19 protein-coding genes are annotated in these 18,390 nt (G+C 58.5%); 10 read left to right on the top strand and 9 right to left on the bottom strand.

The genetic code is table 11. The annotated features are described in order from the left end of the window. Window positions 1-132: 132 nt before the first annotated feature. The 8 genes from dnaB to tolB form a co-directional block, all read right to left on the bottom strand. Entirely contained in the window at window positions 133-1,545 is a 1,413-nt protein-coding gene (dnaB, locus tag G518_RS0128045) for a replicative DNA helicase (protein WP_028605303.1), read from the bottom strand. Window positions 1,546-1,858: 313 nt separating this feature from the next. Continuing rightward, on the bottom strand, window positions 1,859-2,311 hold the full coding sequence (rplI, locus tag G518_RS0128040) for a 50S ribosomal protein L9 (RefSeq protein WP_028605302.1): 453 nt from the start codon (window positions 2,309-2,311) through the stop codon (window positions 1,859-1,861). Between the two features lie 14 nt (window positions 2,312-2,325). Continuing rightward, the gene (rpsR, locus tag G518_RS0128035) at window positions 2,326-2,607 is read right to left on the bottom strand and encodes a 30S ribosomal protein S18 (RefSeq protein ID WP_028605301.1); all 282 of its coding nucleotides are present in this window, start codon (window positions 2,605-2,607) and stop codon (window positions 2,326-2,328) included. 10 nt (window positions 2,608-2,617) lie between these two features. After that, window positions 2,618-2,908 carry a primosomal replication protein N gene (priB, locus tag G518_RS0128030; RefSeq protein ID WP_028605300.1) on the bottom strand — a complete coding sequence of 97 codons (291 nt, stop codon included), beginning with the start codon at window positions 2,906-2,908 and terminating at the stop codon, window positions 2,618-2,620. Window positions 2,909-2,929: 21 nt separating this feature from the next. Further along, on the bottom strand, window positions 2,930-3,292 hold the full coding sequence (gene rpsF, locus G518_RS0128025) for a 30S ribosomal protein S6 (protein WP_028605299.1): 363 nt from the start codon (window positions 3,290-3,292) through the stop codon (window positions 2,930-2,932). 206 nt (window positions 3,293-3,498) lie between these two features. Continuing rightward, window positions 3,499-4,311, bottom strand: a complete 813-nt coding sequence (gene ybgF / locus G518_RS0128020; protein ID WP_028605298.1) for a tol-pal system protein YbgF — start codon at window positions 4,309-4,311, stop codon at window positions 3,499-3,501. 21 nt (window positions 4,312-4,332) lie between these two features. Continuing rightward, the gene (gene pal, locus G518_RS0128015) at window positions 4,333-4,884 is read right to left on the bottom strand and encodes a peptidoglycan-associated lipoprotein Pal (protein ID WP_028605297.1); all 552 of its coding nucleotides are present in this window, start codon (window positions 4,882-4,884) and stop codon (window positions 4,333-4,335) included. A gap of 39 nt (window positions 4,885-4,923) precedes the next feature. After that, a complete protein-coding gene (tolB, locus tag G518_RS0128010; protein ID WP_028605296.1) occupies window positions 4,924-6,225 on the bottom strand; it encodes a Tol-Pal system beta propeller repeat protein TolB in 1,302 nt (433 codons plus the stop codon). A gap of 165 nt (window positions 6,226-6,390) precedes the next feature. Between tolB and msbA the strand changes: the two genes are divergently transcribed. After that, window positions 6,391-8,169, top strand: coding sequence for a lipid A export permease/ATP-binding protein MsbA (gene msbA / locus G518_RS0128005; protein ID WP_028605295.1), 1,779 nt, complete (start codon window positions 6,391-6,393; stop codon window positions 8,167-8,169). 103 nt (window positions 8,170-8,272) lie between these two features. On the opposite strand, the gene G518_RS0128000 is transcribed toward msbA, so the two are convergent. After that, on the bottom strand, window positions 8,273-9,247 hold the full coding sequence (locus G518_RS0128000) for a Bug family tripartite tricarboxylate transporter substrate binding protein (RefSeq protein ID WP_028605294.1): 975 nt from the start codon (window positions 9,245-9,247) through the stop codon (window positions 8,273-8,275). Between the two features lie 261 nt (window positions 9,248-9,508). Here G518_RS0128000 and G518_RS0127995 point away from each other — a divergent pair, with 261 nt between their 5' ends. From G518_RS0127995 to grpE, 9 genes are all read left to right on the top strand, one after another. Further along, window positions 9,509-10,297 (top strand): crotonase/enoyl-CoA hydratase family protein, encoded by a 789-nt coding sequence (locus tag G518_RS0127995; protein ID WP_028605293.1) that lies wholly within the window; start codon window positions 9,509-9,511, stop codon window positions 10,295-10,297. A gap of 49 nt (window positions 10,298-10,346) precedes the next feature. Continuing rightward, on the top strand, window positions 10,347-12,233 hold the full coding sequence (locus tag G518_RS0127990; RefSeq protein ID WP_028605292.1) for a feruloyl-CoA synthase: 1,887 nt from the start codon (window positions 10,347-10,349) through the stop codon (window positions 12,231-12,233). 105 nt (window positions 12,234-12,338) lie between these two features. After that, window positions 12,339-13,586: a thiolase family protein gene (locus G518_RS0127985; protein WP_028605291.1), complete on the top strand. Its 1,248-nt coding sequence runs from the start codon at window positions 12,339-12,341 to the stop codon at window positions 13,584-13,586. A 36-nt stretch (window positions 13,587-13,622) separates the two neighbouring features. Continuing rightward, the gene (locus tag G518_RS0127980) at window positions 13,623-14,036 is read left to right on the top strand and encodes an acyl-CoA thioesterase (RefSeq protein ID WP_028605290.1); all 414 of its coding nucleotides are present in this window, start codon (window positions 13,623-13,625) and stop codon (window positions 14,034-14,036) included. A 46-nt stretch (window positions 14,037-14,082) separates the two neighbouring features. Further along, the gene (locus G518_RS0127975) at window positions 14,083-15,222 is read left to right on the top strand and encodes an ABC transporter substrate-binding protein (protein WP_028605289.1); all 1,140 of its coding nucleotides are present in this window, start codon (window positions 14,083-14,085) and stop codon (window positions 15,220-15,222) included. A 118-nt stretch (window positions 15,223-15,340) separates the two neighbouring features. Continuing rightward, window positions 15,341-15,805 (top strand): MarR family winged helix-turn-helix transcriptional regulator, encoded by a 465-nt coding sequence (locus G518_RS0127970; RefSeq protein ID WP_028605288.1) that lies wholly within the window; start codon window positions 15,341-15,343, stop codon window positions 15,803-15,805. Window positions 15,806-16,433: 628 nt separating this feature from the next. Beyond that, window positions 16,434-16,742 carry a winged helix-turn-helix transcriptional regulator gene (locus G518_RS0127965; protein WP_028605287.1) on the top strand — a complete coding sequence of 103 codons (309 nt, stop codon included), beginning with the start codon at window positions 16,434-16,436 and terminating at the stop codon, window positions 16,740-16,742. A gap of 166 nt (window positions 16,743-16,908) precedes the next feature. Next, a complete protein-coding gene (locus G518_RS0127960; RefSeq protein ID WP_036596345.1) occupies window positions 16,909-17,259 on the top strand; it encodes an FKBP-type peptidyl-prolyl cis-trans isomerase in 351 nt (116 codons plus the stop codon). Between the two features lie 557 nt (window positions 17,260-17,816). Further along, on the top strand, window positions 17,817-18,386 hold the full coding sequence (grpE, locus tag G518_RS0127945; protein WP_028605284.1) for a nucleotide exchange factor GrpE: 570 nt from the start codon (window positions 17,817-17,819) through the stop codon (window positions 18,384-18,386). Window positions 18,387-18,390 lie beyond the last annotated feature (4 nt).

Here is an 18,390-nt window from a genome sequence, read left to right as displayed (position 1 = left end):
TTTATATCCGCCAACAAAAAGCCGCGACAGCCGTCGCGGCTTTTTTGTTTGTGCTGCAGGCAAACGTGAAGTACACCTTAGCAGCGCATTCCAACCTGCTCACGATGCATCGTGAACAGGTTCTAGGAAGGTTTAGAAATCGTCCTGGCTGCCCGGAGCCAAACTCTCGAAGCGCGTCAGCTGTTTGACAAAGGCAAGTTTTACGGTACCCGTGGGGCCGTTACGCTGTTTGCCGATAATGATCTCGGCCACGCCAGGTTCGCGCGAATCCTTGTTGTAGTAATCATCGCGGTAGATGAACATGATGATGTCGGCATCTTGCTCAATAGCGCCTGATTCACGCAAATCGCTCATCATGGGGCGTTTGTCGGTTCGCTGCTCCACGCTGCGGTTAAGCTGCGAAAGTGCAATAACCGGGCAGTTCAATTCCTTGGCAAGCGCTTTCAATCCGCGGGAGATTTCGCCCAGCACAGTGGCGCGGTTTTCCTCGTTACTGCTGCTTCCGCTCATCAGTTGCAGGTAATCGACCACGATCAGGCCAAGCTTGCCGCACGTGCGGGCCAGTCGGCGCGCGTTGGCTCTCAACTCGCTTGGTGACAGGCCTGGCGTTTCGTCGATATGCAGGGAAATTGTGCGCAGGCTTTCAATGGCTTCTGTGAGACGCGGCCACTCTTCATCTGTCAGCTTGCCAGTACGCAAGTGACCCTGGTCGATACGGCCAATCGAGCCCACGATACGCACGGCGAGCTGCGCCGCGCCCATTTCCATGGAGAAAATGGCCACGGGTAGCTGCTCGTTGAGCGCCACGTGTTCAGCGATGTTCACCGCAAACGCTGTCTTACCCATGGACGGACGCGCAGCGAGCACCACGAGATCGCCGCCCTGCAGGCCAGCGGTCATGCGATCCAGATCGTAGAAACCAGTGGGTACGCCCGTGACGTCATTCGGGTTGTCCGCCATCTCCTGCACACGATCCAGCAGATCGACCACCAGCTTATCCATGGCCTGGAAGCCCTGCTTCATGCGCGAGCCTTCTTCGCCGATCTTGAAGATCTTGGATTCAGCCTCGTCAAGGATTTTGGCCACCGGCTGGCGTGGATTGAAGGCGGCGGTGGCGATCTCATCGCTGGCGGAAACCAGTTTGCGCAAGATCGCGCGCTCACGCACGATTTCTGCGTAACGGCGAATGTTGGCGGCGCTGGGAACGTACTGCGCAAGAGAGTTCAAGTACGCCAGGCCACCAATCTCATCGCCCTTGCCCTGGCGCTGCAACTCCTCAAACACGGTAATGACGTCTGCCGGTTTGGTTTCGTTGATCAGTTTGCCGCAGACGGCGTACACCAAACGGTGTTCGTAACGGTAGAAGTCCGTGTCTTTGACCAGATCGCCAACGCGATCCCAGGCGCCGTTGTCTAGCAACAGGCCACCGAGCACGCTCGACTCCGCCTCTATCGAATGGGGAGGAATGCGCAGCTGCGCTACCTGACGATCGGGCGACAAGTCATCGCCGAGGTCAGGGTAACTGGGAGGAAAAGCAGAGGACATGTGTAAATTGAACCTGGGGACGGCAGTTGAATGCGCCCTCACCCGGCAGGGGAGGACCAGCGACGCAGCGAAAAACGGTACTCATACGGCATTTGGAGGGTTTCCAAGTCCGACAGGCTCCTAGGTCCAACTCCATTCCGAATGCTACGCCGGCTGAGCTGCGGTGTCACGGGATAGCTCTGGGGATAAGCGGTGCACGGACTGTGCATAAGATACCCATATGCTGTGCACAACGCGGTGCATTTCGCACCGCTCAACTAAAAAAAAACCGCCACCCTTATGGGGTGGCGGCTGAGACAGGACCGTATTCGGTTTAGGCGGATTCGCCGTACACAGAAACAGTAATCTCTTCCACCACGTCAGTGTGCAGTGACACAGCAACGGTGGTGTCGCCCACGAGCTTAATAGGACCGTTGGGCAAGCGAACTTGCGACTTCACAACTTCAAAGCCTTGCTTTTTCAGTTCTTCGGCGATGTCGCTGTTAGTGACGGAGCCAAACAGGCGGCCATCAACACCGGCTTTTTGTGTCAACTTGAAGGTTTTACCAGCAAGTTTTTCGCCTTGGGCTTTGGCCTGGGCCAGTTTGTCAGCGGCTTGCTTTTCGAGTTCCACACGGCGGGCTTCGAATTCAGCTTTGTTAGCCGCAGTAGCGCGACGAGCGCGGCCGCTAGGGATCAGGAAGTTACGGGCATAGCCGTCTTTGACCTTGACGATTTCACCCAGGGTGCCCAGGTTAGCGATTTTGTCTAGAAGAATAATTTGCATGGTGCTTCTTTCCCTCAGACGCGGTGCTGGTCTGTGTATGGCAGCATGGCCAGGAAGCGCGCGCGCTTGATGGCGGTATTGAGCTGACGTTGGTAGATCGCGCGCGTGCCGGTCAGGCGAGCGGGAATGATCTTGCCGTTTTCGCCGATGAAATCGCGCAAGACATCCATGTCTTTGTAGTCGATCTCGACGACGCCTGCCACTGTGAAGCGGCAGAAACGCTTGCGTTTGAACAGCAGCGACTGGGTGTTGCGCTTAGGACGCTTGTCCTTGTTGAATTTCTTGAACGTGGCCATTTGGGCCTCCTTACAAATCTTGCTGAAAATCCTGGATGTGGAGCACTACGTGCTTGCCGTTGCGGGGGCTGGCCAAAAAGCCGGTGAAACGCCATTGCGATCCCACCACCTGTTTGCCTAACCTCTCAGCCATCGCGCCAACCGCGAGAGCCTTTAGCGTGGCTTTCACCTGTCTCGTTGCACCGGCCTCTTCAGCGCTGGACTCGTGTTCGAGCCTCAAATCCAACGCCGGCAATCCTGCCGGTGTGTACCTGAGAGCGCTGCATTCGACGATGCAAGCTGTGAGATCGGTGCGGTTCACGCCCGCCAATACGGCGACGACTTAGTTGGACTCGACTTGCTGAGCTTTGCGGGCTTCTTCGCGCTCAACTGTCTTCATCATGGATGATGGGCCGGTGTCAGCCTTAGGACGTTGTACGGTCAGGTGACGCAACACTGCATCGTTGAAGCGGAAAGCGTGCTCCAGCTCGCCCATCACGGCTTGATCAGCCTCGATGTTGACGCACAGGTAGTGAGCTTTAGCCAGCTTGTTGATCTGGTACGCCAATTGACGACGGCCCCAGTCTTCCACGCGATGAATCTTTCCGCCGCCGGCGGTGATCATGCCCTTGTAGCGCTCCAGCATGGCCGGAACTTGTTCGCTCTGATCCGGGTGGATCAGCAAAATAATCTCGTAATGACGCATTCAAACTCCTTATGGATGAATACCGTGCCGGCCACTTTAGAAGTAGCAGACAACTAAAAAACCGCCTCCAGCGTCAGATGGAGTGCGGCAAGGGAACCTCGAATTATAGCGCGAGCTTGAGGGTTTATCCCTGCTCGCGTCAAATCTGCCTGAGTCGAAGCTGGAATCGGCCCAGCAGATGGCAGACAAAAGCCAATAAAACCCAACTACTTCAGCTTCGCAATGCGATCACGCGCCGCCTGGGCAGCTTCAGATTTCGGGTAAGTCTTGACCAGCAGTTCAAGCGTAGCGCGCTCGGCCCGAGCATCCTTGAGCTCAACCTGGCAGTTGGCAATGGAAAGCATGGCTTCCGGAGCCCTGGCGTGATTGGGTACCGCAGTCAGCAAAGAGCGGAAGTTGGTGATCGCTTCCTTGTAGTTGCGGGTAGCGTATTGCGCGTTACCTAGCCAAAACAGGGCAGACGGGGCCAATGAGCTGCGTGGATAGCGCTTGATGAACGCGGCAAAACCAGTCTGCGATGCTTTGAAATCACCAGAACGAAAGACTGCCAGCGCGGCATCGTATTCCTGCTTTTCGGTCGCATCCGGTGCCGCTGCGCTCGCACCCGCCTCGGGGGTGGTGGGTGCTGCTGCCGCTGCGGTGGCAGCCGCTGCTGCAGAAGCCGCACGCGCCACTTCGCCGGCCTCCAGCTTGCGCACGCGCTCATCGAGCTCCTGCTGCGCGCCGCCCTGGCGCTTTTGCAATTCGGAGAGCTCGCGCGCGAACTGCTCGTCTTGACCACGCGAGCGTGCCAGTTCAGCACGCATGGCTTCGATCTGCTGCTGAAGTTCAAGCATGCTGCGCCGGATCTGCGTGTTTTCGTCGACCAGGCGGTTCTGTGCATTCACCGCTGCGTCGAAACGCTGGCGCAAATCCAGGATGGCCTGACGAGCCTGGTCGTCGCCGCCGAACAGCTGCGCTTGCGCCGCTGTGCCTGCGAAGCACGCCGCGGCCAGGACAGCGATGCGGAAATAAGGCATGGAGCTGGACACGTTCAAGGCTTAGCGGTAGCGCAACTCAACGCGGCGGTTTTTGGCGTAGGCACCTTCACCGGAGCCGGTCACAGCGGGCTTTTCCTCACCAAAGCTGATGGCTTCGACTTGCGCGTCGGTGGCGCCAACCAGAGTCAGGGCACGGCGCACGGCTTCAGCACGCTTTTGCCCCAATGCCAGGTTGTACTCACGGCTGCCGCGCTCATCGGTGCTGCCTTCAAGCACGACACTGCGGCCGCGATTGGCCTGGAGAAAGCGTGCGTGCTGGTCTACCACCGACTGGAAGGCGGGCTGAACAACGAAGCTGTCGTAGTCGAAATAGATGACACGGTCTACGCCTGACGGGCCTGCCACATCAGCGCTCGATCCACCAACCTGCACTGGTGCGACCGAACTTTGACCTGCGCCCTGCCCTTGCGTCCCGGCAGCTGTTGCGCCGGTTCCCGCACCACTGGTGCTCGTGGCGGTGCTGTCTTGAATTGGTGGGTCGAGCTTGACACTGGAGCCGCAACCAGCCAACGCGGCAGCAACTGTAGCGAGTACAAAATAACGCTTAATCATGAAAGGTTCTCCTGGGAGGTGAATTCCGAAACAAAAAAATTAACGCTGGAACGGGCCCCAGGAGGGCTCACGAAGCTCGCCTCCCTGGCCTGCCAGACGGGCTTTGATCTTGCCGTCCAGCGTAGTGGTCATCAGTGCTTCACGGCCGCCTTGCCGCGTGGCGTAGACGATGAGCTTGCCGTTGGGGGCGAAACTGGGGTTTTCATCGTCCGTGGTGTCCGTAATGGAGGCCACGTTCCCGGATGCAATCTCCATGACCTGGAGTTTGAAAGCACCGCCGGTACGCGAAATGTAGGCCAGCCACCGCCCATCAGGGCTGACGGATGGAGAAACGTTGTAGTTGCCACTGAAGCTCACCCGCTGTGCCGGGCCTCCGCTGGCGGGCATGCGATAGATTTGCGGCGCGCCTCCGCGATCGCTTACGAAATAAATACTACTGCCATCTGGCGAAAAAGCCGGCTCGGTATCAATACTTTGCGATTGCGTGAGCCTTCTTGGCTCCCCACCGTTCGCACTGATCAGATAGAGCTGTGATCCGCCGTCGCGCGACAGGGTGACCGCCAGATTGCGGCCATCTGGCGACCAGGTGGGGGCGCTGTTGGATCCCCGGAAGTTCGCCAGGAGCCTGCGCCGCCCGGTGGACACATCGTGCACGTAGATGACCGGCTTACGTGATTCGAACGATACATAAGCCAACTGCAGGCCATCTGGCGACCAACTGGGGGAGATGATGGGCTCAGGGCTTCCCAATGCAGCTTGAGCGTTTTCGCCATCAGAGTCAGCGACCCAGAGGGAATATCGGGTGCCGCTCTTGGTGATGTAGGCCAGGCGCGTGGAGAAGACGCCCTTCTCTCCGGTCAGTTTTTCGTAGATGTAGTCGGAAATTTTGTGTGCCGCTAGCCGCAAGTCAGCCCGGGGCACCACATAGCCCTGACCGCCCAGATCCTGGTTCCGAACGACGTCCCAGAGGCGAAAACGTACGTCGAAACGACCGTCTGGAAGAAGCGTCACGCTTCCGCCAACCAGGGAATCAGCGCTTTTTTGCCGCCAGACCGACATATCAGGACGGGTGGTTTCGTCCATTGCATCGGCGCCGGGCTCGACCGCGCGAAAACGGCCGCTTCGCTCGAGATCGGCGCGGATGATGGCGCTGATCTTTTGCGGCGAGGCGCCCTCGCCGCGAAACGGCACAAGCGCGATGGGTAACTGGGTCAGCCCAACGCCGGAGACTTCAACGCGAAACTGCGCCAATGCCGGAAGGCTGGGTGCGGCAGCCATGGCAACAATGAGGCCACGGCGGCGAAGGCCAGGAGACAAAACAACACGGGGGTCTAGTTTCATGCGATGCAATTGTGAACTGGGGAGATCCAGATGCAGGGTCGAATGTTACACACTCAGCATTAACCCTCGTGACAAACTGTATTGCGCACTGATGCGCTTTTGCAAAAGACATTCCTGAGACACGATTTTTTGGCAGAGGTTCCATGCTCGTTAGACTCCTCTCCCATGGCCTCACCAGACCCCCAGCCCAGCCCCTCCAGCCAACGCCCTCTGAAAGAGCGCATGCGGCGCCTATGGGGCTATTTCAAACAATACCGGGCCGGATGGGCCCTGGCCATCGGCTCCACAGTGGCCACAGGCCTCACTGAACCAGCCATCCCGGCCTTGTTGCAACCGCTGCTTGATCGCGGATTTACCCAGGGCGAGCTGCCGATCTGGATGGTCCCCGTGACCGTGATCGGATTGTTCATGCTCCGGGGATTGACCCAGTTTGCCGGGCAATACGCCTTGGCGCGCATTGCCGGAGAAGGCATGCTGGTGCTCCGGCGCCAGCTATTCGACCGCCTGCTCACGGCCGATCTATCCGTTTTTTCACGGCAATCAGCTAGCCAATTGGCCAACACCATCGTCTATGAAGTGCAAAACGGCGCTTCACAACTGGTGCAGGCCGTTATCACTGGGGCGCGCGACAGCTTCACGGTGATCGCGCTCCTGGCTTACCTGTTCTACCTCAACTGGTCGCTCACTCTCATCGTGCTGGTTTTAGTGCCGTGCGTGGCCTGGATTCTCAAGGTCATGACGCGGCATCTGTACAAGGTGACCAGGCAAAGCCAGATTGCTACCGATGAATTAGCGTACGTGGTGGAAGAAAACGTGCTCGCGCACCGCATGGTGCGCCTGCATGGTGCGCAAGGTGCGCAGGCTGAGCGCTTCGAGACCTTGAGCCGCCGCCTGCGCGATCTGGCGCTAAAGGCCACCCGCTCTTCGGCTGCCACCACGCCGCTCACGCAATTGGTCGCATCCGTGGCGCTCTCAACCATGATCGGCATAGCGCTTTCACAAGGCCAAAGCGTAGATGGGCGCGCCATGACCGTGGGAGGCTTCGTGGCTTTCATTGGCGCCATGCTCATGCTGGTCGCGCCCACCCGGCGACTCGCTGACGTGGTGAACCCGATCACGCGTGGCATGGCTGCGCTCGAACGTGGCCTGGATTTGATAGACAGCGTTCAGCCCGAGGCCGACAACACGGCCGGTGCAGCGCTGGTTCCCCCACGTGCGCTCGGAAAAATCGAGCTGCGGGAGGTGAGCGTGCGTTACCGCGATGACGCCGCCCCCGCCCTGGATGGCGTGAGTTTGCACATCAAGGCAGGGGAAACCGTCGCACTGGTGGGGCCTTCAGGCTCAGGCAAAAGCACACTGGTGAATTTGCTGCCTCGCTTTGTCCAATCCAATGGGGGACAAATACTGCTGGACGACATTGACGCCAGTGCCTGGCCGCTTGCCGCTTTGCGGGCACAGTTCGCACTGGTCAGCCAGGATGTCACCATGCTCAATGACAGTGTGGCCGCCAACGTGGCCCTAGGTGCCGCGCATATCGACCGCGATCGAGTGCAGGCATGCCTGAATGATGCCAATTTGGCCGCTCACGTGGCAACGCTCCCACAGGGCATGGACACGGTACTGGGGCATAACGCCACCGAGCTTTCTGGTGGCCAGCGCCAGCGGCTGGCTATTGCCAGGGCGCTCTACAAAGATGCGCCTGTGTTGCTGCTCGATGAGGCGACCTCCGCGCTAGACACCGAAAGCGAACGCCTGGTCCAACAGGCCATGGCGCGTGTCATGGAGGGGCGCACCACTCTGGTGATCGCGCACCGGCTCTCGACCATTGAGCACGCTGATCGCATCGTAGTTATGGAGCGAGGAAAGATTGTGGAGCAAGGCACACATGCGGAGCTGCTCGCGTCAGGAGGCTTGTACGCACGCCTGCAAAACTACGCCGGGTAGCCTGAAGCGGTAGAGAGGACATTGGCGCAGGAGCCTTCAACACCCAGCGGCTGGGGCTGAAGGACATCCATTCACAGACGCTCTGCGCTCACGCGCCCTGCGCTTACTGCTTCTCGATCTTCGCGCGCGAAATGACTTCGGCCCAGCGCTGGATGTCTCCGTTCAACATGGCGGCGGCATCAGCTGGCGTGCCAGGATGTGGATCCAGATTCAGTGCTTCCAGTTTCTTGCGCACATCCGCATCAGCCAGCGCAGCATTGATCTCTTTGCTCAAGCGATCCACAACGGCTTTCGGAGTTTTGGCTGGAACAGCCAGACCGTTCCAGGATGCCGCATTCAAATTCTTGACGCCAGCCTCTTGCGCAGTAGGCACATCCGGGAGTACGCGGGAGCGCTTCGTGCCTGTAACAGCCAGCGGATGAAGCGCCTTGCCCTGTATTTGCGACAGGAGTGGACTCAAAATATCCAACCCCACCTGAATCTGGCCGCCACGAATGGCCGTGATGACATCCGGCGTACCTTTGAAGGGCACGACCTGGGCATCAATGCCGGCAGCCGTCTTGAACAGTTCCGCGGCCAAATTCTGCGTGGTGCCAATGGCAGGCGTTCCAATGTTGAGCTTGCCTGGGTTGGCTTTGGCCCAAGACACCAAATCTGTCAGAGTCTTGAACTCACCAGTGGGCGAACTCACGATCACCAAGTCAAACGTGGCTAGAGGTGCCACGGGCGTGAAATCCTTGCGTGAGTCGAACGGCAGCGACTTGAACAGCGCTTCGCTTACGGCGGTGCCACTGGAGATAAGCAACAAGGTGTAGCCGTCGGCAGGCGCGCTCGCCACCGCTTGTCCGGCCACCACACCGCCAGCACCCGGCCGGTTGTCGATAACTACAGGCTGCCCTAAGCCCTTAGCCATTTTTTCGCCGACCGTACGCGCTGTCAGATCAGCCGCGCCGCCGGGTGCATTAGGGACGACGATCCGAATAGGTTTGCTGGGGAAAGCCGGTTGCGCCCAAACGGCAGCGGGTGCGAACACGGCGGTGCAAGCAAGTGCGCCTGCAATCAGTATGTGACGTCTCATGAGGATCTCCTTTGAATTTTTGGGTAAAGCGAATAGCGACCTCGCCATTTTTGCATGACGCAAGCGCGCGCAGACGCCGGGCGAGCACAACCACACGGGGAAAACCCCTAGAAATAAAATGCCACAGTCGCTTGAATTTGATTATCTTTGATAATCATAATTGACACTTACCGAGGACAAAAATCGGGCACGCCTTCGCAGGCTGCCGTCCGGTAGCCTGCGAGCTCAACCGCGGCTCTCACGATGCATATGGAGATAAGAATGGCTAATAAATTCGAAGGTCTTTCGCTCGAAATCCGTGGAGATCACAATGAAATCGCTGTGGTCCGCCTCACGCGTGGCGCCAAGCGCAACGCACTTTCCGACGGGCTGATCCTGGCCATCCGCGACACGTTCCAGAACCTGCCTGATACCGTAAAGGCTGCGGTCATTGATGGTGAGGGCGAACATTTTTGCGCCGGTCTCGATCTTTCGGAATTGAAGGAGCGCGACGCCGGACAAGGCATGATTCATTCGAGGCTGTGGCATTCGGCCCTGGAATGTGTGCAGCATGGCCCGGTCCCCGTCATCGCGGTACTGCACGGCGCCGTGGTTGGCGGCGGCCTGGAGCTAGCCAGCGCCGCACACCTGCGCGTGGCCGATGAAAGCACGTTCTACGCGCTGCCCGAAGGCTCGCGCGGGATTTTTGTGGGCGGCGGCGGCTCGGTGCGCATTCCAAAACTGATTGGCGCCTCACGCATGCTCGACATGATGCTCACCGGCCGCGTCTATAACGCGCAAGATGGCGAGCGGGTAGGCTTTGCCCAATATCTTGTTCCTGTGGGACAGGCCTTTGACAAAGCGCTGGAACTAGCCGCGCGCATAGCACAAAACGCGCCGCTCACCAATTATTCATTGATGCACGCGCTGCCGCGCATTGCCGAGCAATCAGCCGATCATGGTTTCTTTACCGAAGCGCTGATGTCTGCCATTGCTCAGTCCGCACCAGAGGCCAAGGAACGCGTGCGCGCCTTCCTCGAAGGTCGAGCGGGCAAAGTACAAAAATCCTGATTCGACCTCTCCTGGCGATCCCATAAAAATAGACAAGCGAGACATAAGCATGACCGGCAGCGAAACGGCGCAAGCCCAGCCAGAATACCGCCCCCTTGCGTTTGGCGTGACCCGTGTGAATCTGCGGCATAGCGAAAGCGGCGCTCAGTATCTGGCCGCTGACGCTAGCCTGGCGGCTTTTGACGAGCGCATGTCTGACCGCCTCATTCACTGGGCGAAAACCACCCCCAATGAGACGCTGATCGCCCAGCGCCAGCGAGGCGCGGATGGCTCGCTGGGTGATTGGCGTCACATCACCTACGCGCAAGCGTTGGATGCTGCGCGACGCATAGGCCAGGGGCTAATGGATCGCGGCCTGACCGCCGAACGCCCGGTCATCATCTTGAGCGACAACAGCATTGACCACGCGTTGTTGGCACTGGGATGTCTCTACGTTGGCATTCCCTACTCCCCCGCTTCTCCCGCCTACTCCACCATCAGCAAAGACTACGGCAAGCTGCGCCACGTCATCAACACGCTCACGCCTGGATTGATCTGGGCTGACGATGGCGAGCGCTATGGCGCGGCCATTGCCGCTGCCGCACCTTCTGATGCGGAAATCGTCATTTCTCGCCACGCGGATCATGCACATCTGAAGGACCGCCCTTCTACGCCATTCGCGGCGTTGATGGCCACCGAACCCACGCCTGCCGTGGATGCAGCCCAAGCCGCCACCGGGCCGGACACCATAGTCAAGTTCCTGTTCACCAGCGGTTCGACCAAGCTGCCCAAGGCAGTGATCAACACCAACCGCATGTGGTGCGCTAACCAGCAGCAGATGCGCCAGTCCATGCCGATCTTGACCGAAGAGCGGCCCGTTCTCATTGATTGGCTGCCCTGGAACCACACCTTCGGTGGCAACCACAACTTTGGCATGGTGATCAATAACGGCGGCACGCTCTATATTGATGAAGGCAAGCCCACTCCAGCCCTAGTGGGTGAAACGCTTAGAAATTTGCGCGAAATCGCGCCCACCATGTACTTCAACGTACCCACCGGTTTTGAAGCCATCGCTAACGCGATGAAAACCGACGACACGCTGCGCAAGAACTTTCTCTCACGCGTCAAGATGTTCTTCTACGCTGGCGCCTCGCTGGCGCAGCCGGTGTGGAACGCACTGTTTGAAAGTGCCGAGCGTGAGCTAGGCCAGCGCATTGTGATGACGTGTGGCTTCGGCATGACCGAATCCAGCCCCTATGGGTTGTTTCCCACCAGCCCGGATATCCGGGCTGGCGATCTTGGCTTACCCACGCCGGGAATGGAATGCAAACTGGTTCCCAAGGACGGCAAGACGGAACTGCGTTATCGCGGCCCCAACATCACCCCGGGCTATTGGCGCGCACCCGATTCCACCGCCGAGGCGTTCGACGACGAAGGATTTTTCTGCACCGGCGATGCTGTGCTGTGGATCAATCCTGAAGACCCTCACGCCGGTTTGCGCTTTGACGGGCGCATTGCGGAAGACTTCAAGCTCGCCACGGGCACCTTCGTCAGTGTGGGGCCGCTGCGCGCTCGTGTCATCGCAGGTGGAGCGCCCTATATTCAAGACGTGGTGATCGCGGGTTTGAATCGGAAGGAGGTCGGCGCGCTCGTATTCCCCACACAAGCAGTGCGCACGCTCACCGATCTGCCGGCCAACGCGCCGCTGGCTGAGGTCCTCGGTGACAAGCGAGTACTGGCCAAATTCCAGAGCCTGGTGACCGACCTCTCGCTCACGGCCACCGGAAGCGCCAACAGGGTGACCCGCCTGATGCTGATGGCCGAACCACCATCCATAGACAAAGGCGAGATTACGGACAAGGGCAGCATCAACCAACGGGCCGTGCTCAAGGAGCGCGATGACTTGGTACAGGCGCTCTACGAGGATGCACCAAAACACACCGTCATCAAACCTTAGGAGCCTTGTTCAAACGATCTCCGGATGAAAGAGATCGAAGCAACACAGGTTTGATGTCACTCGGCGGAAGAATGAAACCGCCATCAGATCAACGCTAGGAACCGTATGAAAAACAGAGGATTCTTTAACGCCTTCGACGACGTCTGGATGCTGGACGGCGTGCGCACACCTATGGTTGATTACTGCGGTGTGCTGGGCCACATTTCACCTACTGACCTGGGCATCAAGGCAGCGCGTGAAGCCCTCAAGCGCGCCGGAGTGCCTGCTTCAGACATTGGCTCTGTGGTCTGCGGAAACATGGCGCCGGGTGATTTCGATCAGTTCTTCCTGCCGCGTCACATTGGCCTTTATGCTGGCGTGCCCGTTGAGGTGCCTGCCATCATGGCGCAACGCATTTGCGGCACCGGCTTTGAATTATTCCGACAGGCCGGTGAGCACATTCAGAGTGGCGCTTGCGAGGCTGCCCTGGTGGTTGGCACAGAAAGCATGACGCGCAACCCCATCGCGTCCTTCGACAACCGCACCGGTTTCAAACTGGGCGCGCCGGTCGGCTTCAAGGATTACATGTGGGAGGCCCTGAAAGATCCTGCTGCCGGTATCAACATGATCCAGACGGCAGAGAATCTGGCGAAAAAATACGGCATTACCCGCGAGCAGGTCGATGCGTTTGCCTCTGAGTCATTCGCCCGTGCCGTCGCAGCTCAGGCGAGCGGATTCCTGGCTGGTGAGATCGTGCCAGTCATCACGGAGAAGTTCGAAATCGAAGGCTATAAGCCGCGCGGCATCCGTCTGCAAGGCAAGCTGACCGAGGTAGCGCAAGACACCCATCCGAGAATCTCGCCGGTGGAGGTTTTGGCCAAGCTCCGGTCCGTGTTCGAGGGTGGCGTTCAAACCGGTGGCAACTCCTCTGCCTTGGTGGATGCGGCAGCCGCTGCGGTGGTGGCGTCTGGTGCGTACCGCAAGTCTTCCGGTCGCCCGGCGCTTGCGCGCGTCGTGGCAGCTGCCGCGGTGGGCGTTCCGCCGGAGATCATGGGTATAGGCCCTGCCCCGGCCATCCGCTTGCTGCTCGAGCGCACAGGCCTCAAGCTTGAGGACATTGGCCGTTTCGAGATAAATGAAGCGCAAGGTGCGCAGACACTGGCGGTGGCCAAAGAACTCGGCCTGGATCTGGCAAAGCTCAACGTGAATGGCGGCGCCATTGCGCTGGGGCATCCGCTTGCCGCTACTGGCGTGCGCCTGACCATCACACTAGCGCGCGAAATGCAGCGCACAGGCATCAAATACGGTATTTCCTCCGCTTGCGTAGGCGGCGGGCAAGGTATAGCGTTGCTGCTGGAAAATCCAGCCGCATAAACGCCTGCCTCGCTCCGTAATTACCCAAACAAGCTCATGAGCAAAACTACCATTTACGACGTCAAGGTCATGTTCGGCGATTGCGACCCTGCCGGCATCGTCTTCTTTCCCAACTTCTCGAAATGGATGGACGCCTCATCGCTCCACTTTTTTATGGAGTGCGGCATTCCACCGTGGAGAGAGCTGAAGAAAACCACCGGCATCATCGGCACCCCTTTGCTGGAGATCCATACCAAGTTCATGCGGCCGGCCACCTACGGGGATCTGCTGCACGTTCATACCTGCGTCGAAACCTGGAACGCCAAGACCATTGTTCAAAAGCACACTGTGATGAAAGGTGATGAGATTTTGTGCGAAGGCCGGGAAACGCGGGCTTTCTGCATCCACCCCGAAGGAGGCCGCTTGCAGGCCATCCCCGTTCCTGATTTCATCAAGGAAAAGTGCTCCTAGGGAGCAGCGCTTCAATTAATCACCAAAGCCAAAAAGGAGACAAACCATGACCCGTTTCAAGAAACACATCCTCGTCGCCGCCGCCGCCATGCTGGCCGCCGGCACCACCTTGGCAGACATCACCATCGGAGTGATCGCGCCTTTAACCGGCCCCGCCTCCGGGTTGGGAATTCCCGCTGGCAATCAAGTCAAGCTGTGGCCCAAGCAGATCGCTGGTGAAAAAATCAACGTGATCCTGATGGATGACGCCAGCGACCCTACCCAGGGTGTCACGCATGCCAAGCGCTTCGTGACCAATGACAAGGTAGACATCATCATGGGCTCGGTGGCAACGCCAGTGGCCGCTGCGATTGCCCAGGTGGCCGAAGAGGCCGTAACTCCGCAAGTGGCGTGGTCACCAGTGGCCCTGCCCCCAGGCAAAGACAAGTGGATGTTCCGCCTGCCGCAATCCAACTCCGTCATGGGCAACGCCGTCATTGAACACATGAAACGGCAAGGCATCAAATCCGTGGGCTTTCTGGGCTACAGCGATGCGTACGGAGAAACCTGGCTCAACGACTTCAAACCTCAGGCTGAAAAAGCAGGTATCAAGGTGGTCGCGGTGGAGCGCTTTGCGCGCGCAGACACCAGCGTGACTGGTCAGGCACTCAAACTGGTTTCCGCCAATCCTGATGCCATGCTCGTTGTAGCCTCAGGTTCCGGCGCAGCCATGCCGCAGATGGCGCTCGTTGAGCGGGGCTACAAAGGCAAGATCTATCAGACCCATGCCGCAGCCACGCGCGATCTGATGCGGGTGGGTGGCAAGCAGGTTGAAGGCGGGTTCGTGGTGTCTGGTCCAGCGGTGCTGGCCGAGCAATTGCCGGATGCCCATCCTTCTAAAGCCGAAGCCATCAAATTCGTGCAGCAGTACGAAAAAGCCTATGGCCCCGGCTCACGCAACCAGTTTGCCGGCCATGCCTATGATTCGATCCTGATTCTGGAAAAGGCTTTGCCGATTGCGCTTCAGAAAGCCAAGCCTGGTACGCCAGAGTTCCGGGCAGCGTTGCGCGATGCGTTTGAAAACATGGGCCGCGTCGTGCTGGCCCACGGCGTACTGAACTGGACGGCGCAAGACCACTGGGGTTACACGGCCGATACCGGCGTGATGATGCGAGTGACCGGCGGCGAGTTCAAGGTCGAAAAGTAAAATAGACCGCTGCAAGCTCTTAGAGTCTGTTCAAGGTCACTGGAAAATGGGGGCATGGAGATCTGGCCAGCATCGAACCATGTACCAGTGATCGATGACAGCCGCTTGCCCCTGACCCATGCCCCCCACTAAAACTCAAAGGGTGTCCGCCTCCGCCGAAGAGGTGGACACCAGCTACCTTCAAACGCTGGTGGGCTATAACGCCCGCCGGGCGGCGCTCACCGTCATCAGCCTGTTCGTGCCCCGTATGGCCGAATACGGCCTGCGGCCAGTCGACTTCTCCATTCTTTCGGTCATTGGGCATAACTCCGGCATCACCTCCAAGCAGTTATGCAAAGTTCTGGACCTCCTTCCGCCTAATCTGGTGGGGAAAATAGGTTCCTTGGAACAAGCAGGAATACTGGAGCGCCGCCCCCATCCCTTTGACGGCAGAGCGCTGGGCCTACATCTGACGCCATCCGGCCACGACCTCATGCGGCAGGCGGAACGCACGGCGTTTGAGCTGGAAGCTGAGGCTGCGGGCGCGCTTACAGCGGCCGAGCGCAAGACTTTAATTCGGTTGCTGCAAAAAGTTTATCAGTAGCTCCCCCTGAGTCGCTTACGCGCCTTCCCCCGGAGGGGGACGCAGCCAGCGGCCTGGCAAAGCCAGCTCCGCGGCCACTTGGGATGGCTTGCTCCGCAGCCGTTTGATCTTCTTCGGCGCATGCGGTGCAGATGTGCCCTGCACTGTGGGCAGTTGAATTGGCCTTGCGGCTTCCTAGACGCCGGATGCATCTCGGGTAGACGCCATCCCGCTACGCCGCGAACCCTACTCGTCATCCTCAGATAGCCGGCCTCCGGATTGCCGGCACCGCGCGCAGGCGGGGATCCAGGATTACTTGATGCGACTTGCGTCAAACCCCGGGGATTCCGACACAAATGGCCTAACTCGCGGCGAACTGGCTTAGCGGTCTGCGATAGGGAAGCCTCTTAACCGTAGATTCCAGCGCCTTCGGGGCTAGCCATCCGGGATAGAGAGAGGTGCCGGGTCGACTGAGGAGGGAGGAGCTTGTGGAGAGCGAAAACACCGGGCGTCAACCTCGGGAAAGTCCGGATTTTGTAGCACTGAACCCACGCTCCATCTACTTATCAAGCTATTAAACGTGTAGCGTTTAAGTAAATTGAGCTATATTAAAGCCAACATACCAAAGATAATTGAGGAGAAGCTTGAAATGAGTTCCAAGGAAAATGCGGCCACTGGCCAGCTTTTAGCCTTGCTAGAGGCCCGCTATGCCATTCGGGTTCTCTGGGCGTTGCGAGACGGGCATCCTCAAACTTTTCGCTTACTTCAAGACAGTGTGGGTGGCATTACTCCCAACACACTCAATACCCGTCTCAAAGAACTGCGCGCTGCCGGGTTGGTCACGCACGGGACAGCGGGCTACAGCCTTACCCTGAGCGGTGCCGATCTGGTCAAACGCCTTTCTGACCTCCAGGCATTCGCGACCAAATGGGTGGCCGCGCAAGCGAAGAAAAAATAGGCTCATAGTGGCCTTGTAGGCGTTTAGACCGTTCCTGACCTATTGCTCCAGAGCTATTAATTACGCGATTTACGCGCTTTTCTAGAATTACACTCATCGTGGCTGATCATCCAGCCTCCAGACGGCTATATTCCAGCCTGATCACTTCAACCCTTTTCTCATTGCAATGAACACTACTCCCAGCGGCCTGCAATACACCGACACCCAACTTGGCACAGGCGCCGAAGCTACCGCCGGTCAGCACGTTACCGTGCATTACACCGGTTGGCTCTATACAAACGGCCAGCAAGGCGCCAAATTCGACTCCAGCCGCGACCGGAGTGACCCGTTTCAGTTTCCACTCGGCGCCGGACACGTGATCAAGGGCTGGGATGAAGGCGTAGCCGGCATGAAAGTCGGTGGCCAACGCACGCTGATCATTTCCCCTGAGCTGGGTTATGGCGCGCGCGGAGCTGGCGGCGTGATTCCTCCTAACGCCACGTTGAAATTCGACGTGGAGTTGCTGGGCCTGGACTGAAATCTGGCTCTGCGCCAACAACCGTTCGCTTAGGCTCGTAAAGCCATCGCCCCCGTCACGCTCGCTTTGCGAGAATGACGGTTAGCGGTTTTAACTGGTTGAAATTGACCCCCTGGGCCGCCCTCTTCCGCTTTTGACCTCTTCAGCTTCTCTCCACCCATGAACAATGGGCGAGAAGCTGACAAAAGCACGGACCATTGAGGGCCAGTTGCGCCCGCGACCGGGCTCTACCAGCGCCAGAGCACAGCCAAAGACCACACTTCTATCCGTTTTTCCGCTGAATTTTGCAGAAAACTGGCTTTTTCAGCTCGTTTTCCTCTTGTATTTGCGCAATCGGCTCCCAATTAGTTCCATGAATTGAAAGTTCACTGAACAACTCAAACCAGAAATCAATGCCACGCGAAGTCCAAGCCCCTCGCGATCCCAAAAAGATCAGGGCGGCTTCTCTGCCTGATACCGATTTCGACAGGTTTGTGCTTCCCAGCGAACTTCCAACTCACAACGCTAGCGCTCACTAATTCAAAGCCGCGTAGATAACGTTTCTTTTCCTGAACCGCATGTCTGACCAAGCCAAACCTTACCCTCAAGCCCCGGCCGATGAGCCGTTCAGTCCAGAAGAGCTGGAAGCTGCCGCCGCTGCCAATGAGCATGACGCCGTCGCCCAGCTGGACAATACCCTGGCCGAACTCGAAACCTTGAAAGCCAAGGTGAGTGAGCTGACTGACCAAGCCTTGCGAGCCCAGGCTGACGTGCAGAACACTCGCCGCAGGACTGACGATGAAATCGCCAAGGTGCGCAAGTTCGCCGTAGAGGCTTTTGCCGAAAGCCTGCTTCCCGTGCTCGACAGCCTGGAAGCCGGGCTGCTGATCGAACACGCCACACCTGAGCAACTGCGCGAAGGAAGCGAAGCCACTCGCAGGCAGCTGCTCAGTGCGCTGGAGCGCAATAAGGTGGTGGAGATCAATCCAGCCGCCGGCAGCAAATTTGATCCCGGACAGCAACAGGCCATCAGCCTGGTGCCAGCCGAGCAGGAACCCAATACCGTGGTGAGCGTGCTTCAAAAAGGCTATCTCATCGCAGACCGTGTACTGCGCCCGGCACTTGTAACCGTGGCTGCACCCAAGTAATAAA

The organism is Ottowia thiooxydans DSM 14619 (assembly GCF_000422885.1).
Taxonomy (GTDB): domain Bacteria; phylum Pseudomonadota; class Gammaproteobacteria; order Burkholderiales; family Burkholderiaceae_C; genus Ottowia; species Ottowia thiooxydans.
The sequence above is the reverse complement of the archived record's forward strand: the minus strand, read 5'-3'. Positions and strand labels throughout refer to the sequence as shown.